Consider the following 16,825-nt stretch of genomic DNA (forward strand, 5'->3'; position numbering starts at 1 on the left):
ACTCACAGCTCTACAATATCTGCCGGGACTGACATATCTCTTGGAACAGGCCGGATCTCTTCTCACCCACGCCTGATCCTCTACTCTTGATTGCGTGCACCCAACCAATACCGCCATGTCAGCAGTTGCAACCACCGGGCTGAGTCCGATCGAGGAGCTCGCCTTCGCCCGAGTCCTCCTCGACTCGGTCAAGCATGGCAGGCGCGGGGCGACCCTGCGGATGTACCGCCCTGCTCCGACGGTGGCATTCGGGGCCAGAGACCGTTTCCTCCCCGGGTTCCCGAGCGCCGTCGAAGCAACCCGAGATCACGGTTTCACCCCAGCTCTGCGCAGCCTCGGCGGACGAGCCGCCGCATATCATCGGGGGTCCCTGGTCATCGACCACATCGAGCCCAGTGATGCCTTCATCAAGGACACGACTGCCAGGTTCACCGGATTCGGGCAGGACTACGTCGAGGTGCTGCGGGGCATCGGAGTCGACGCCCGCCTCGGCGAGATTCCCGGTGAATACTGCCCCGGTGAGCACAGCGTCAACGTCGCCGGTCTGATCAAGGCGATCGGAACTGCGCAGCGGGTGGTCTCGGGGGCGTGGCTGTTCTCGTCCTCCGTGATCGTCGAGGATCCTGATCCCATCCGTGCCGTCCTCACCGACGTCGAGGCGGCCCTGGGCATCGAGTGGGACCCGGCCACTGGCGGTTCGATCAGTGAAGTCCACCCCGAGATCACGACCGATGCCGTCGCCGAGGCCTTCGCCTCCTACTATTCCTCTGCCGATCCGCACACGCCTGGTGAGCCCACCGCCGACGAGCTCGCGGCGCTCCCGGAGAAGATCGGCACTCACGTGCTGTGACACCCCTAGAGCTGCGAAAATTCCTGCACTGTGACGCTGAAGCGATTGGAGACTATGACCTCATGAATGTGCGCGAGGCGACGAAGAACGATCTGCCGGACATTCTGCGACTTGTCCATGCTCTGGCCGTGTATGAGAAGGAACCCGACGCGGTCGACGCCACCGAGGACGACTTCGCTGCGGTGATGTTCCCAGACGATGGCCGTCCGAACACCTATGGGCTCGTCGCCGAGGTGGATGGGCAGATCATCGGCATCGCAATCTGGTTCCATTCGTTCTCCACCTGGACTGGAAAGAACGGGATCTGGCTCGAGGATCTGTTCGTTGACCCTGACTATCGCGGCATCGGGGCGGGCAAAGCCCTACTGGGGCACTTGGCCCAGATCTGCCAGGAACGGGGGCTGACCCGACTGGAGTGGTGCGTGCTCAAGTGGAACGAACCCTCGATCGGGTTCTACCGCTCGCTGGGCGCGACGGCTCAGGACGAGTGGGAGACCTTCCGTCTCGATGGTCAGGCCCTGCACTCGTTCGCCGTTGAATCAGCCGCGAACATATCAGGTGCAAACGCATCGGGTGAAGGTGCTTAATAAGAGCCGATGACTCGCATCTCAGCCACTGTGAACGCCCCTTAGGTGGTCGTTTTGGGCCGATCCCAGAGCGGGAAATCAGTCCAAAACGTCCACCTAAGGGGCGTCGATGCCAGCCGACCCAGGTTCGTCAGGGAGTCTTCGGCTTCGCAGTCGTCGACTTCTTAGCAGCTGTCGTCTTCTTCGCGGCAGCGGTCTTCGTTGTCGTCGACTTCGCCGTCGTGGCCTTCTTGGCCGTCGTCGACTTCGCAGCTGTCTTCGCCGGGGTCTTCTTTGCGGCGGTCGTCTTGGCAGCCGTCGTCTTCTTAGCCGGGGCCTTCTTCGCTGGTGCCTTCTTCGCCGGCGCCTTCTTCTTCGCCGGTCCCTTCGCACGCTTTTCCGCCAGGAGCTCGGCGGCACGGCCGATGTTCATCGACTCGACCGTATCGTCCTTGCGCAGAGTGGCGTTGAACTCACCATCGGTGACGTAGGGGCCGAAGCGACCGTCCTTGACCACGACCGGCTTCTTCGAAATGGGATCCTCGCCCAGTTCCTTCAATGGTGCTGCGGCTTGACGGCCGCCGCGCTGCTTCGGCTGGGCGTAGATCTTCAGTGCCTCGTCCAAGGTGATGTTGAAGATCTGCTCTTCGTCGGTCAGCGACCGTGAGTCCGTGCCCTTCTTCAGGTACGGACCGTAGCGCCCGTTCTGGGCGGTGATGTCGGTGCCCTCTTCGTCCTGGCCGACGACCCGAGGAAGGCTGAGCAGGGTCAGTGCCGTCTCAAGGTCGATCGAGTTCAGGTCCATGGACTTGAACAGGGATCCGGTGCGCGGTTTCGGCTTCTTCGCTCCGCGCTTGGGCTTCTCTTCGGGCTCGGGCAGAATCTCGGAGACATAGGGGCCGAAGCGCCCGTTCTTTGCCACGATCGTGTGTCCGGTCTCTGGGTCGACACCAAGTTCACGGTCGCCATCACCCTGCGATTCGATGAGTTCAGCGGCCTTGGCCGCGGTCAGCTCATCCGGGGCCAGATCCTCGGGCACGGACACGCGCTTCGGGTCCGCGCCCTCTTCGGAGGCCGGAACCTCGAGGTAGGGGCCATAACGACCCACGCGCAGATTCACGCCTTCGCTGATCCGCACGGTGTTGACCTCGCGGGCGTCGATGTCGCCGAGGTCGTCGACGACTTCCTTGAGCCCTTCGCGGTCCTGGGACTTGTCGCCGAAGTAGAAGCGGGCCAACCACGCTTTGCGGTCTTCCTCGCCCATGGCGATCCGGTCGAGTTCGGATTCCAGGTCGGCGGTGAACGCGTAGTCGATGAGGCCTGTGAAGTGCTCCTCAAGGAGGCGGACGACGGAGAACGCCAGCCAACTGGGTACCAGCGCATTGCCGCGGGAGGTGACGTATCCGCGGTCCTGGATGACAGAGATCGTGGCGGCGTAGGTTGACGGTCGGCCGATGCCGAGCTCTTCGAGCTGCTTGACCAGGCTGGCTTCCGTGAAGCGTGGCGGTGGGGCCGTCGTGTGACCGTCGGCTTCGGCCTTGACCACGGACAGCGACTGTCCTTCTTCGACCTGCGGCAGGCGTGACTCGCCGGACTTCGTGTCATAGCGTCCGGCGTCGGTGCCCTCTTCGTAGGCTGCGAGGAACCCGCGGAAGGTGATGACGGTGCCGCTGGCGCTGAAGCCCGCATCATGGCCGTCGGCGAGGTCGGCGCGGACCTTGATCGTTGCGGTCTTGCCCTTCGCGTCGGCCATCTGGCTGGCGACTGTGCGCTTCCAGATCAGGTCGTAGAGACGGAACTCCTCGCCGCTGAGTGACTTCGAGACCTGGGCCGGGGTGCGGAAGGAGTCACCGGAGGGACGGATCGCCTCGTGGGCCTCCTGCGCCGACTTCTGTTTGCCCGAGTAGGTGCGAGGCGACTGCGGAACGAATTCGGGACCGTAGAGTTCGGTCACCTGTTTCCGTGCCGCGGAGATCGCCTGACCCGACAGCGCAGAGGAGTCGGTACGCATGTAGGTGATGTAACCGTGCTCGTACAGCGACTGGGCGGTGCGCATGGCCTGACGAGCACTCATGCGCAGCTTACGGCCGGCTTCCTGCTGCAGGGTCGAGGTCGTGAACGGTGCCGCAGGCTTGCGCGAATACGGCTTCGACTCGACGGCAGTGACCGTCAGCGCGTCCTTCGCGGTGCCGTTGAGCTCCGTGGCCAGCGCTTCGGCCCTGGCCTGGTCGACGACGGCGGCCGATGAGTTCTTCAGCTCACCCTTGTCATTGAAATCTCGGCCCGAGGCCACTCGAGCGCCGTCGAGGGTTGAGAGGTTCGCGGCGAACGGGCTGGTGCCATCGGCCAGTCCCAAGTCGACGTCGAGGTCCCAGTAGTCGGCGGAGACGAAGGCCATGCGTTCGCGTTCGCGTTCGACGACGAGTCGGGTTGCCACCGACTGGACACGGCCGGCGGAGAGTCCCGCACGGATCTTGCGCCACAGGACGGGCGAGATCTCGTAGCCGTAGAGGCGGTCGAGGATGCGGCGGGTCTCCTGTGCGTCGACGAGAGCGGTGTCGATCTCACGGGTGTTCTCCAGGGCCCGCTCGATGGCCTCGCGGGTGATCTCGTGGAAGACCATGCGCTTGACGGGGATCTTCGGCTTCAGTACCTCGAGAAGGTGCCAGGCGATGGCCTCACCTTCCCGGTCCTCATCTGTTGCGAGATAGAGCTCGTCGGCATCCTTGAGGAGGCGCTTGAGTTCGGTGACCTTCTTCTTCTTGCCTGGGTCGACGCGATAGTAGGGATCGAAGTTGTTGTCGACGTCGACAGCGAACTTTCCGTACGGCCCCTTCTTCATGTCCGCCGGGAGTTCGGACGGGGTGGGAAGATCGCGGATGTGGCCGACCGACGCCTCGACGTCGTAACCCTCTCCGAGGTACCCAACGATCGTTCGCGCCTTCGTCGGGGACTCGACGATGACGAGACGGCGGGGCTGCTTCTCGGTTGTGGTCACGCTTTCACATTCCTCTCACGGCGCCGGTTGATCGAATAAACGGACGATCCGGCCCAATGTAACACTGATGATCGTGCCCGACCTGCATCGGGTTGATGCAGTGAACCTCAACGGCAACGGTTTTCGATACTACCGTTATTCCTGCTTCCCCTCGTTCACAGGCAACAGTGCACCGGCGGTGACGAGCTGTCTCACCTGAGCGATGAGCTGGTCTTCGAGTGCTGTCGGGTTGACGTCGAGAAGCTGGGCAAGAGCCACCGCTGTCTGCCGCAGAGTCAGGCTTCCGTCGGCGACCGAGACGAATCCGGCGAGGGCTGTGTCGAGGTCGAATACCTGTCCGAATCCGATGCCCTGTTCCAGCGTGATCGAGTTCGGGTCTGATTCTCCGGGCATATGGTGGCGGTGCTCGACGAGGTCCGGGGAACGGGTGAATATGGTGTTCGCGATCTCTTCGGCGCCGGCAGTCGCCAGCCACGATCGCAACGCGAATGTGGTCGCGATGAATTGTCCGAGTCCATGCGGATTGTTCGCTATCGCCGAGGTGGTCCTGACCCTTGTCTTGAACACGGATGATGGCTGTTCGCCGTTGCCGACGATCGTGTGGTCGGCAATTGTTGGGGCATCGTTATCTGCCGTCGACGTGCCTTCTGACTTGTGCATGATGACGTATCCGAAGACGACCTCGGTCACATCACGTGTGTCGAAGTCCTCAATCCAGGCTGCAGTTGCCGCGTTCCAGTCCTCGCTGGCACGTGGGACGCCTCCGTCTCTGATCCATGTCTCTGCGTAGGCGATGGGGTCGAGCGCCTCACGTTCGATGACGAGCACCGAGGTATCCGGGTCCGTGACCCAGGCCTCCGGCCCTGCATCCACCGCCGAGGTGGTCTCCCAGTTCCCGAGGCACACTGACCGTCCGCCCGGTTGCAGGTGGTCGGGAATCGCGGTGAACAGGGACCGCACCAGCCGGTCGCCGGTCATCCCGCCGTCCCTGTATTCGAAGTTGGCCACGGTGGTGCGTGGGGTGATGACGAAGGGTGGGTTGGACACGAGCAGATCGACTGGTTCGCTGAGCGGTTCGAGCATGGATCCTGCCCGGAGTTCGATGTTGTCCACGCCATTGAGTCCGGCGCTGAGTCCGGTCAGGTGCAGAGCGCGCTCTGCGATGTCAGTGGCGATGACGCGGTCGCTGTGCCGGGCCAGCAGCAGAGCCTGGATTCCACACCCGGTGCCGATGTCGGCGGAGATGGAGACATGGTCACGCGGCGTCAGTGACACGAGCGTGCGCCCGGCCCCGCCGAGTCCGAGTACGAAGTCGCCGTCGAGAACATCGGGGTTGATGAGAGTTCCATGGTCGCTGACGAGATAGAGGTTTTCGTCGCCGGGGCGGAACCCGCGTGGAACACCGACCGGCAGATCATAGGGAGTGATCGCAAACGGAGCGGACACGGTTCCCGGTTCCCCCACCTCGGCGTTCGAAATCGCGTCACCATCGTCTGTGGTGCCACGGCTGCTGGTCACGAGCAGTCCGCTGTCGACTGCGATATCGAACGCGTCGTCGCCGAGGGCTGCACGCGCAGTTTCGGTGCTGATCTCGCGATGGAAGTGGAAGAGCATGGTCAGCGTCGCCAGGTGCTCGTCGAACCGCTGTGGGGCCTCACCAGGCTCCTGTGCTTCCATCTGTGTCTGGGCGGATTCGAGCACCGTCTGGCAGAAGTGGATCGCGGGGGCAGCGTTGTTGCGCACCAGCGCGGAGGCGATGGGTCCACCCCAGAACTGTCGGAGCCGTGGCTCGGTGTATCCGGCCCGGTAGAGTCGGTCTGCCACGAGGGTCATGTCTTGTTCAATCACACACAAATCCTAGCGACTGCACCTCGAGGACTCTGACTGCGCCATAATTGGGGCCATGGCCTCTTCTGCTCTTCTCGACATCGTCACCGGATTCGGTGCCAGGGATGAACGGATCGTCCACGTGCGCGATATTCCACAGCGGTTCGAACATGAGTCGGACTGGCCGGAGTGGATCGACGAGGAACTCAAACACGCCTGTCATGCCATCGGGGTCGATCAGCTGTGGGACCACCAACTCGAAGCAGCGCAGGCGGCGAGGGACGGTTCGGACGTCGTCATCGCCACTCCGACTGCCTCGGGGAAATCGTTGGGGTTCTGGCTGCCGGTCCTCGAATCGATTCAGAGCACCCGTGCGAAGTTGCGCACTTCCTCGGCGATCTACATCGCACCGACCAAGGCTTTGGCCGCTGATCAGTTGGCGAATCTGGAGAAGCTCATCGTCCAGGGCATGCGGCCTGCGACCTACGACGGGGACACCTCCCAGGCGTCGAAGGACTGGGCCAGACGGCATGCGAACATCATCTTCACCAACCCGGACATGCTCCACCGCGGGATCCTGCCGCAGCACGAACGGTTCGCTCGGCTATTCAAGTCGCTGCGCTTCATCGTCATCGACGAGGCCCACCGCTACCGGGGAGTATTCGGCTCCCACGTGGCGCTGATCCTCCGTCGCCTGCTGCGCATCGCCGCGCATTACGGGGCTCACCCTGTGGTCATCGGAGCGTCGGCGACGATGGCGAACCCGGATGAGGCGTTCTCCAAGCTCACGGGACGCGAAGTGCACGCGGTGAGCCAGGACTCGTCTCCTCGCGCCTCGGGCAGCTTCGCTCTCTGGGAGCCACCGGTCTCCCCCGGCGGCGAGCGCCGCAGCGGCCTTGTCGAAGCGGCAGATATCCTCACCGACGCAATGTGCGCGGGCTATCGTTCGATTGCGTTCATCGCCTCCCGCCGCGGCACAGAAGCATTGGCGTCGACCGTGCGTGACCAGGTCGGTCAGGTCGATGACTCGTTGAAGGAAAAGGTCGCGGCCTATCGCGGCGGTTATCTTGCCGAGGAGCGCAGACTCCTCGAGTCGGCACTGCGATCAGGACGCCTCCTGGCGGTGGCGTCGACGAACGCTCTTGAGCTCGGGATCGATATCTCCGGCCTCGACCTCGTCATCATCTCCGGGTGGCCCGGAACCCTTGCATCACTGTGGCAGCAGGCCGGTCGTGCGGGACGTGCAGGACAGCGGTGGATGGCCGTCTTCATCGCCCGTGATGACCCGCTGGACACCTATGTCGTGAACCATCCCGAAGTCATCTTCGATGCTCCCGTCGATACTGGTGTCATCCATCCCGGCAATCCGCATGTTCTGGGCGGGCACCTGTGTGCCGCAGCCGCCGAGGTACCGCTGACGAAGGCGGATCTCGTTCACTTCCCCGACAACTCAGCCGAGGTGCTCGCTGATTTAGTCGAGCGAAAGCTCCTGCGCGCACGACCCACCGGGTGGTTCTGGGCGAAGGACTCGTCCGCGGCGGATATGTCCGACATCCGTGGCAGCGGGGGTGGACAGTTCCGACTCGTCGAGGCCAGCACGGGTGCACTGTTGGGCACCGTCGACGAGTCCGGTGCTTTCACTGGGGCTCATCCCGGTGCGGTCTATACGCATCAGGGCGCCGACTTCACGGTCCTCGACCTTGATCTCGAGGATCATGTGGCGCTGGTCGAACGTGCCGAGGTCGACTACACGACGCAGGCCCGGTCCCAGACCGAGATCGACATCGTCGACACCGATCAGCAGCGGACCCTCACCTCCGGTGTGTCAGTGCACAGCGGGACGGTCGATGTGAAGGACCATGTCATCGCCTACCGGATGCGGGCGAAGCGCGGTGGGGCGATCATCGCCGAACACGAACTCGATCTGCCCGAACGCACCCTGGAGACCAAAGCCGTGTGGTGGACGATTCCGCAGACGCTGTTGGACGAAGCCGAGATCGTCCATGCCGACCTGCCCGGTGCCGTCCACGCAGCCGAGCATGCTTCGATCGGTCTTCTGCCGCTGTTCGCCGGCTGCGACCGGTGGGACATCGGCGGCGTCTCCACCGCGCTGCACGCTGACACCGGAATGGCCACGGTCTTCGTCTACGACGGGCTCGCCGGTGGGGCCGGGTTCGCCGAGCGCGGCTACGAGGTCATCGAAGGGTGGCTGGGCGCGACACGTGATGCGATCGCCGCGTGCGAATGCGTCGACGGCTGTCCTTCGTGCGTGCAGTCACCAAAATGCGGCAACGGCAATGAACCATTGGAGAAGGATGCGGCTCTGCGACTGCTGCGCGCCGTCCTGGACTGACAATCTCCGTCGTTGCTGACCACTTCCTCTATTTCCCGGCCACGGCCTTTTCCTTCACCTTCGGCAGCGGGCCGGGGATGTCGACCTCGACCTGAACATATGCGCTCTGCTCCGACATTGAGGCTCGGCAGTCATTGACGGCTGCGCCGTTGCGCTTCGCGACCTCCTTGGCGATGTCACAGGGATCGCCGGTGGCGAGTCCGCGAACTGCGTCGGCTGCCGCGAGCACCGCAAGGTCGGCGGCACTCTGCGCTGTGCTGTGGGCTGCGAAGGCTTGACTGAGGCCGCCGATAGCGGTGACGAGGACCAGGATCATCGAGCACAGCCCGACCACGATGTTCGTCACGGCAGTCCACCCGAAGCGGGCTGGCCCAGGGCCTCGTCGGCTGTGGAGCGACTTCCTTCTGTTCGCGCCGTCGCTGCTGCTTCGACTTCGCTGAGGAAGATGATCGCTGCGGGGAGTTCGATGGTGACGGTCACCGTCGAATATCCCCCCTCGGAGCGGACCAGCACCTCGGACGCATTTCCAGCGTGCTTCTTGGCTTCGGTCACGACCGCTGCCTGAGGTTCACCGCGGGCGATCTCTCGGGCGGCAGATCTGGCTGCGTCGAAGGCTCTCAACTGGGAGAAGCCGACGGCGGCTGCCCCTGTGAGTACGATGATGAGAAGCACGATGGCGGGCATGACCACAGCGAATTCGGCGGTGGCCGTTCCCGCATCCCGGTGCTGCTTCTGTCTTCGTGAGTCACAGGAGCATCCGGTCGCCATGTCAGGCTCCGAGCCCGAGGGCGGTCTGGATTACGCCGGTGACGAGTTCTTTGATCGGTTCCGATTTCAGGATGACGACCAGAAGCGCCGCGAATCCGCAGGCAGCAAGGGTGGTGATCGCATATTCTGCGGTCGTTGCCCCCGCGTCTGGACCCCAGGGTTCTGGAGTGCCATCTAATCGCCAGGGTTCTTCATCGTCGTTGGCACCCGCAGCAGCAACCGCATCGGTGCCAGTGCTGGCTCCGGAGCCGGTACCAGGGCCGGCTCCGGAGTACTGGGCTGTTCCGGCCCAATCGACATCGCTGGTATCGACGCTTCGTGCCTGACCCCATTGCGGGTAGGGTGGCCCGTCACAGTCGGTCGGCTTTGTCTCTATGCTCATAGTCTCCTCCTCGTTGAAGCCCTCATTCGCGGTCTGCGATGAGGGTTTCAGTGTTGGATGAGACGAGGATTCACGTCCAGAGTTCACACTCGGGCTGTGGAAACAGGTTCAGCGTCCACAGCCGAAACGCACACGAGTCGAGGCGGATTCCACAGGTTGAAGCCCACGAGTCAGCCCCGGCCGGCCCACTCCTCTTTGAGGATTGCCATGAGGACCTCGTCGTGACGGCGACCGTTGAAGAAGACAGCCTCACGGCGACGTCCCTCTTCGACGAATCCGGCCTTCGTGTACGATGCGATGCCGCGGGTGTTGAACGCCCATGTCTGCAGCTCGATACGATTGAGTCCCAACTGCAGGAAGCCGTATTTGATGCCCAGACGCACGGCATCCGAGCCATAGCCGCGACCGTGGAACTCGGGTCCGAGGACGATAGCCAAGGTGGCGGACTGGTTGATCGAATTCCGACCGAAGAGTGTCACGTGACCGACGAATTCCTCGGTCTCGAGCAGCTCGATGCTGAAACCGACAGCATCGGTGTCCTTGTTCGCGCTCCACAGTGCGAACTGTTCGGACACCCCGCCCTCGGGACGCGGCAGCACCGTGTGGTTCTGCAGGACCACGATCGAGGGATCAAACCACCACTGTTCGAGGTAGGGCAGATCCTCCTGCTGCAGCGGACGAAGCCTGACGTGCCGACCGGTGAAGAGCTTGTCGGCGTATTCTTCGGCTTGTTCGACGTTGGACAATTGATTGAAGGGCGTAACCGGTGCCATCCCCCGACCTTACCAAGGCCAGCTGAACGGTCGGTCGACAATCACTCACGACAGTCAGTAAGCGTGGTCGACCCATGGGTCAGAGGTTCTGTCAGAAGAAGACAGTCGTCAGGTCAGACAGCAGCGAAATGACCACGGGAACGACCGAGAGGAGCAGAAAGGCTGGGAGGATGCAGACTCCGAGCGGCACGACGAGTTTGACGCCCAGAGCGGCCGCCGCCTCCTGCCTGCGCCTGCGAGACGAGTCCCGGAGCTCCTTCGCGACGGACTCGATGAGTGGTGCGGGTCCGACGCCTGTGTGTTCGGAGAATTCGAAGACTTCGAGCACCGGGATGAGCCGATCATCGTCAGACAGGTCCTGGCCCCCGATCGTCATGGACCGCGAGATTCGCCCCAACCCGGACCGGTCGCCTGTCGCCTCGGCGGTCAATGCCAGAGCGACCGGGATCGGCAGCCCGGAGGTGAGGCAGATGGCCACGAGATCGAGGTCGAAGGCGAGCAGGTCATCGACGACCCGAGACTGGTTCTTCGAGTCCGGCTGGGAATCGCTCTGGGGTGCCTCGACACCGCCTTGCCGTCCTTGACTCCGTCCGTTCAGCAGGCGTCTCAGCCGCCCGTCGGATCTGCCTGACCACAACAGGACTCCCATCGCGATGAGCACTCCCATCAGGACTGTGGTCATATCGATCAGCGCTCCGCCCGAGCCATCATTCGTCGCATCCACCAGCGCCCGACGAGGTAGAGGGCGAGACCGCCGCCGATGCTCAGGCGGCCAGGAAGTCCTGAGAACAGTTCAACGGGTTGGACGCCGATGAGCAGCCCGAGTCCGACCCCGATCAACGGCAGCCAGCTGAGGACTCGGACTGTCGCTCGGGGCCCGGCCATCGCTATGCGTCTCTCCCGATCAGCATCGAGGGCGCTGCGCTGTGCCTTGGCATAGCGGAGAATCATGTCGGCCGCGGGTGCACCGGAACGCTCCGACACGGTCCACACCGACGACATGCCGGCGAAGACTTCGGCGGCTGCAGGTGGCAGTGCTGCTCCCCTGGTAGCAATAGCTCGTCCGGGTTCCTCGCCCAAGGAGATCGCTCGAGACATCGGTGCCAATTGTGCGTTCTGCCGGCTCAGGGTCGCCATCACTGCCTGCGGAGTCATTCCCACTTTGAGCAGGTGCGCACAGTTCTCCACCGCAGAGATGGCCCATAGCTTGTCCTGTTCGGGATCTTCTTTGGTCGATCGTCCACCCCGGCGGGAGTCGTCCCTGTCCGGGCGTGTGCGGAGCAGATCCTGCAGTCGCGATGCCGGATCAAGCGGCGCGCTGAGGATGATGCTCACGGCCACCAGCACGGCGATGGCGGTGACCATCAGGCAGCCTTCTGCTCGAGCACTGCTTCGAATCGGCTCAAGGCTCGACGGTTGAAGGTGCCCTCGGACAATGGGGATGGTCGGCCCCAGACGGGTTCCATCGTCACCCCGCTGCTGCTCTCCCTGGTGGGGATGGCCAGTTCTGTGATTCCTCGGTCGGCTCCGATCCGGCGCAGATGGATGACGAGGTCAATTGCCGTTGAGAACTGTGAGAACACGGCCTGTGGGCTCATATTCGCCAGTGCACCCAGCGCTGCCAGGCGGCTGGGAACGGCTTCGGCTGTGTTCGCGTGGATCGTGGCGCTGCCGCCCTCGTGGCCGGTGTTCAACGCGGTGAGCATGTCCCTCACCTCCGCGCCTCGACACTCTCCGACGACGAGGCGGTCGGGCCGCATCCGCAGGGCGTTTCGAACGAGGTCCGTCAGCGTCACTTCACCGCCGCCCTCGACATTGGCCTGACGCGCGGCGAGTTGGACCACGTGGGAGTGTCCGACGATGAGCTCTCGGGAGTCCTCGACGATGACGATGCGGTGCTCTGTATCGACAAGGCCCAGAAGCGCGCCGAGGAGGACCGTCTTTCCGGTTCCGGTGCCGCCGGAGATGAGGATGTTGGCTCGGGACCGGACCGCCGAGATGAGTAGTTCGTGCACTTCTTCGGGGATGAATCCGCCGGTGAGCAGCTGGTCGAAGGTGAAACCGGCGTGCCGGGGAACTCGGAAGGAGATCGTCGTGTGCTCACCGGAGATCGGCGGCACGATCGCGTTCATACGTACCCCGTCGGGCAGCCTGACGTCGACGAACGGACTCGAATCATCGAGACGGCGGCCGCCCAGAGCCGCCAAGCGCACAGCCAATGACCGCACTTCGTCCTCAGAACCCAAGGACAGGTCGAGAAGGCGGGGTCCCGTTCCGGTGTCGGCGAAGATCTCACGTGGTCCGTTGACGAACACATCGGTGGTGTCAGCGACTTCGAGCACTGATTGGAGGGGACCTGCTCCGGAGAGCTGCGCGGACAGTCGGTTCACGAGTTCGAGGAGGGCGCTGGAACCGAGCACCCGCCCGGTGCGTTGAACCGCCTCGGCGACGGCAGCTGTGGTCACCGGCCCCGGATTGTCGAGCAGAGTCTTGCGGACCTCTGCCACGAGTGAGGCGTCGAGCCATTCGCTCATTCCACCCACTCCCCCAGAAGCCGGTCTACGAGCTTTCCCAGTCGTGCCCCGCCGGGGATGCCCTCGCCCCGGTCGACGGCGGCGGACAGGCCACGATCGTCACGGATGCTGCCGGCGAGGTCGAGTCCGATGGATTCGGCGAGGAGCTCGGCGTCAAGACCTCCGGCGCCGGTGTCGCGAACGACAAGACGGACGTCGGGATGGGATTGGGACAGGCGTTTGGCGACTTGAGACGCTGCGACTGCGGACCGGACCCGTGCCGGGGAGACGAGCAGGACGTGATGGCAGCGGCGAGTCCACTGTGGTGGGGCGTGGCGAGGCAAGTCCACGATGACGAGTTCGAACGCCTGTCCGGCGGCTGCCAGGAAGTCGTCGAATACGTCCGGGTCGAGGTCAAGGATGTCGTCGCGGCCCCACGACAGGATGGCCAAGCCCTCGTGTCGGGGCAGCGCCTGACTCAACGTCGAGGGCCGAAGCTTTCCCCGTGATGCGCTGAGATCGGCCCAGCGTGGGCCCGGAACCTGTTCTGCCCCGAGCACCAGATCGAGTCCACCGCCCAGCGGATCAGCGTCAACGAGGACCGTGCTCACATCCGGACCGGCACGGCGGGCGAGAGCACAGGCAAGCACCGAGGCGCCAGCTCCTCCACACCCGGCGACGACGCCGACAGTGACGCCGGGGGCCACAGGCGGTTCGACGGCCGCGATCATACGTCCGCTCAGCCACTCCGCGGCCGAGGGCAGAACCGCCAACTGTTCGACGCCGAGGTGGGCCGCACGTTTCCACGCCGAGCTGGGTTCGTCCCCGTCGAGGACGACGAGGATGCGGTCCGCATGGTCCGTGGCCGGAGCTTCGCGAACATCCTCGCCGAGGAGAATGAGGGAGGCGTTCTGCCAGCCGCCCGAGTCCGGAGGCAGGACCTTGAGCGAAATGCCGATGCTTTCGGCGACTCGTGCGCATTCGTCGGTGATGGCGCCGAGGTCGGTGATGAGTGCTACCTGCATGGTGACAGCGTGGACCCGCAGTATGTCCTGACGACAGGTCCACACGATGGGCTGTGGACAAAAGACAGAGGGGGCGGCTCCTGTGCACTCAAGTCACAGGAGCCGCCCCATCTCAGTCGGCGTGAGCATCTCGCATGGTCAGAACCCTCACGGGCACAGTCTGACAGTATCTGGCCAGGTGGTCAGACGACGTGTGCTCGGACCGTTGTCCACGGCCCGAGCACACGAGTCGACCGTTTTGGTCTCAGCCCCGCTGGACACCTTCGGTGTTGCGCAGGAGTCCTTCGCGACCATCTGAATCGCGAACCTTGAACCACGAACCGTTGTCCTCGAGACCGAGGAACCAGTCTCCGGGGTAGATCGTGAACACCGGCATTCCGGTGGTCGCGTCCACGGCTTCGCGCGGTTCGGGAACGGCGAACCAGAACGCCTGGATCACGTTCTGGCCAGCACCCTGATCGGACTCGTCCTGGTCGGCATCGTCCTGGTTCTGACCCGAGCGGTCCTCGCGATCGTCCAGGCTGGTGCCCGGTTGAACTGCGCTTTGGACGACAGTTTCCTCTTCGTCGATCGCGAAGGAGTTCGACGAGCCGGTCGCTGCTCCGAACTGTGGAGCCGAAGGAGCGTTCTCGGCGTGATCTCCGCCGCGCCCTCTCACCTCTCCGGTGTCCGAGCCGTTGTTGCCATGATCGTTGTTGCCATAGTCGGCCACCGGCACATACTGCGTCGGTTCGTCAGCTTCCGGGTGGCTGGTACGTTCCGCATCCGATTCCGCGCTACCAGTCGCACCTGTTGCGGCAGCAGCGCCAGATGCACCAGTTGCGGGGGAACCGCTGACGACGGTGGCATCGTCGTCCGAAGCCCCGGTCTGTGGCCTCTGGGCGCCAGCCTCGCTTCCACGGTCCTCGTCGGCGGTCGTGCTTCTCTCGCTGCGTCCGGCATTCGCCGAAGCCGTCGAGTCAGCTGATTCGCCCGAGATGGCCGAAGCAGTTGAGGTGGTTGAGTCGGTTGAGTCGTCTTCCGGCTTCAGCGCAACCCCTTCGGAGGCACGAACGTTGGTGTCCGATTCGTGAGCGTTGACCTTCGAGGCAAACGAGCTGCTCTCCGCAGGAGACGCGGAGTCCCCCCGGTCGCTGTCCGCTTCACGATCGGCACCTTCGGTGCGGTCGGGGCCACCTTCTGAACGCTCGGCCTGACCGTCAGCCCGTCCCTCAGCTGTTTCGGATTCTCCATCCGAATTGGGAGCGGCATGGCGTCCGCGACGACGTTCTGATTCCGACTTCGATTCAGATTCCGAGCTCGCTGAGGCTGCTCCGGCAACAGCGGCACCGACTCCGACTGCGCCCGCGCCTGCGACGGCAGCGGTCGTGCCCGCTCCCGACGAATCGTGGTCGGCGCTGTCGGACTTCGACTCGGTGGTGCCTCGGCTGTCCGCGCCGGAGCCACTCGCGTCACGGGAGTCGCTTCTTTCATTCGAATCGCTGGCGCTTGAGCCGTCGGCAGGCACGGGAGCCTGAACTGCTGTTTCGCCGTCATTGCTCCACAGCGATTCCTCACGCTGAGCGCCGAAGCCGAACGTCTGCGTCGGTTCGCTCTGCGTGTGCTGGGGATCCTGTGAGTCTTGGGCCCCCAGGTAGGTCTGACCTGACCCTGTACTCTGAACCGCCTGGTCCGCCGAGTCATCGGCAGCCGTTGCAGAATCGAAAGACGACTCCTGCGCTTGCTGCTCCGGCGGAGCATACGGGCTGTCCTGTCCGGCTCCGATGGGCTGACCGAACTGGACCTGTCCATCGGGTCGACTGAACTGGTCCTGCCCAACAGGCTGGCCAATCTGTTCCGGCGCAGCGAATTGCCCTGGCTGTCCTGGCTGGCCGTACTGCCCTTGCTGGCCTGGCTGCCCTTGCTGGCCGAACTGGTCCGCTCCACCTGGCTGGCCTGGTCCAGCTTGCTGACCTGGGCCAGCGAACTGGCTCTGTCCGCCGAACTGACCCAGTCCACCTTGCTGACCTGGATGTAGGGGTGCCCCTGGCTGACCCTGCGAACCGATCGGCCCGTTGGGCTGACCGCCGTAGGGTGCACCGAATCCGCCTGGGCCGTTGTGGGCTCCTGGCACGTTCGCCACAGGAGCTGGATGCGGTGCACGCTTGCTCACGGGGCGTGCCTTCGGATGCGCGGCAACATCATCGCGAACCGCGAATTCCTTGCTGAAGAAGGGAAGCATGGTGAATACGCCCGCGAAGAAGGCAATCAGAGCTGCGAAGAAGGCAAGATACGCACCGACGTGCCAGAACTGGACCGACGTCAGCAGGTGGACGAAGGCAAAGGTGAACGCAGCGCCGGAGAGAACCGAGATCGCCTGATCAAGACTGAGTGAACCGACCTTGAGTCCACCGTTGCCGAATTTGCTGACGAAGACTGCCGCCACAATCAACCAGATTCCCAACACGTCGAATGTCAGGGTGCCCATAGCGTCGATGGTCCAATGCCACAGCGACACCGATACGAACCCATCGCCCTTGAACGGCACGAAAAGGACAACCAGTGAAAGGAGTCCTGCAAAGAGCAGGAACAGATCGCGCAAGGTCAGCGGTCCGAGAAGACCCGGGCCGCTGCGCGGACTCTTCTGGGCTGCTGGACCTGCGGAACCGAACTGACCCGGCGCTGACCCCTGAGGGCCGGGAGCGGAACCATAGGGACCAGGCGCCGAACCATAAGGTCCTGGGCCTCCTGAACCGTAAGGGCCTGGACCAGTGTTCTGCGGGCCTGGAGC

General features: G+C 63.8%; 14 protein-coding genes. 3 read left to right on the top strand and 11 right to left on the bottom strand.

From position 1 onward, the window contains the following. Positions 1 to 115: 115 nt before the first annotated feature. On the top strand, positions 116 to 850 hold the full coding sequence (locus tag HX613_RS05955; protein WP_235344488.1) for a lipoate--protein ligase family protein: 735 nt from the start codon (positions 116 to 118) through the stop codon (positions 848 to 850). A gap of 62 nt (positions 851 to 912) precedes the next feature. Then, positions 913 to 1,437: a GNAT family N-acetyltransferase gene (locus tag HX613_RS05960; protein ID WP_235344489.1), complete on the top strand. Its 525-nt coding sequence runs from the start codon at positions 913 to 915 to the stop codon at positions 1,435 to 1,437. Positions 1,438 to 1,567: 130 nt separating this feature from the next. On the opposite strand, the gene topA is transcribed toward HX613_RS05960, so the two are convergent. Then, complete coding sequence (topA, locus tag HX613_RS05965) at positions 1,568 to 4,414, bottom strand: type I DNA topoisomerase (protein WP_235344490.1); 2,847 nt, start codon at positions 4,412 to 4,414, stop codon at positions 1,568 to 1,570. Between the two features lie 135 nt (positions 4,415 to 4,549). Continuing rightward, on the bottom strand, positions 4,550 to 6,262 hold the full coding sequence (locus tag HX613_RS05970) for a DUF7059 domain-containing protein (RefSeq protein ID WP_235344491.1): 1,713 nt from the start codon (positions 6,260 to 6,262) through the stop codon (positions 4,550 to 4,552). 55 nt (positions 6,263 to 6,317) lie between these two features. Here HX613_RS05970 and HX613_RS05975 point away from each other — a divergent pair, with 55 nt between their 5' ends. After that, positions 6,318 to 8,594 carry a DEAD/DEAH box helicase gene (locus HX613_RS05975; protein WP_235344492.1) on the top strand — a complete coding sequence of 759 codons (2,277 nt, stop codon included), beginning with the start codon at positions 6,318 to 6,320 and terminating at the stop codon, positions 8,592 to 8,594. Positions 8,595 to 8,622: 28 nt separating this feature from the next. On the opposite strand, the gene HX613_RS05980 is transcribed toward HX613_RS05975, so the two are convergent. The 9 genes from HX613_RS05980 to HX613_RS06020 form a co-directional block, all read right to left on the bottom strand. Continuing rightward, positions 8,623 to 8,940 (bottom strand): Rv3654c family TadE-like protein, encoded by a 318-nt coding sequence (locus tag HX613_RS05980; protein ID WP_235344493.1) that lies wholly within the window; start codon positions 8,938 to 8,940, stop codon positions 8,623 to 8,625. Continuing rightward, entirely contained in the window at positions 8,937 to 9,362 is a 426-nt protein-coding gene (locus tag HX613_RS05985) for a TadE family protein (RefSeq protein ID WP_235344494.1), read from the bottom strand. Before HX613_RS05985 ends, HX613_RS05980 begins: the two co-directional genes overlap by 4 nt. Before the next feature lies 1 nt (position 9,363). Continuing rightward, on the bottom strand, positions 9,364 to 9,744 hold the full coding sequence (locus HX613_RS05990) for a DUF4244 domain-containing protein (RefSeq protein WP_235344495.1): 381 nt from the start codon (positions 9,742 to 9,744) through the stop codon (positions 9,364 to 9,366). A gap of 170 nt (positions 9,745 to 9,914) precedes the next feature. Continuing rightward, entirely contained in the window at positions 9,915 to 10,517 is a 603-nt protein-coding gene (locus HX613_RS05995) for a GNAT family N-acetyltransferase (RefSeq protein ID WP_143922100.1), read from the bottom strand. 91 nt (positions 10,518 to 10,608) lie between these two features. Beyond that, the gene (locus HX613_RS06000) at positions 10,609 to 11,199 is read right to left on the bottom strand and encodes a type II secretion system F family protein (RefSeq protein WP_235344496.1); all 591 of its coding nucleotides are present in this window, start codon (positions 11,197 to 11,199) and stop codon (positions 10,609 to 10,611) included. Positions 11,200 to 11,204: 5 nt separating this feature from the next. Beyond that, on the bottom strand, positions 11,205 to 11,882 hold the full coding sequence (locus HX613_RS06005; protein WP_235344497.1) for a type II secretion system F family protein: 678 nt from the start codon (positions 11,880 to 11,882) through the stop codon (positions 11,205 to 11,207). Continuing rightward, positions 11,882 to 13,051 carry a TadA family conjugal transfer-associated ATPase gene (locus tag HX613_RS06010; RefSeq protein ID WP_235344498.1) on the bottom strand — a complete coding sequence of 390 codons (1,170 nt, stop codon included), beginning with the start codon at positions 13,049 to 13,051 and terminating at the stop codon, positions 11,882 to 11,884. Before HX613_RS06010 ends, HX613_RS06005 begins: the two co-directional genes overlap by 1 nt. Beyond that, entirely contained in the window at positions 13,048 to 14,055 is a 1,008-nt protein-coding gene (gene ssd, locus HX613_RS06015) for a septum site-determining protein Ssd (protein WP_235344499.1), read from the bottom strand. Before ssd ends, HX613_RS06010 begins: the two co-directional genes overlap by 4 nt. A 244-nt stretch (positions 14,056 to 14,299) precedes the next feature. Continuing rightward, positions 14,300 to 16,636 carry a hypothetical protein gene (locus HX613_RS06020; protein WP_235344500.1) on the bottom strand — a complete coding sequence of 779 codons (2,337 nt, stop codon included), beginning with the start codon at positions 16,634 to 16,636 and terminating at the stop codon, positions 14,300 to 14,302. Between the last annotated feature and the right edge of the window lie 189 nt (positions 16,637 to 16,825).

This window comes from Brevibacterium sp. UCMA 11754 (genome assembly GCF_021532275.1).
Taxonomy (GTDB): Bacteria; Actinomycetota; Actinomycetes; order Actinomycetales; family Brevibacteriaceae; genus Brevibacterium.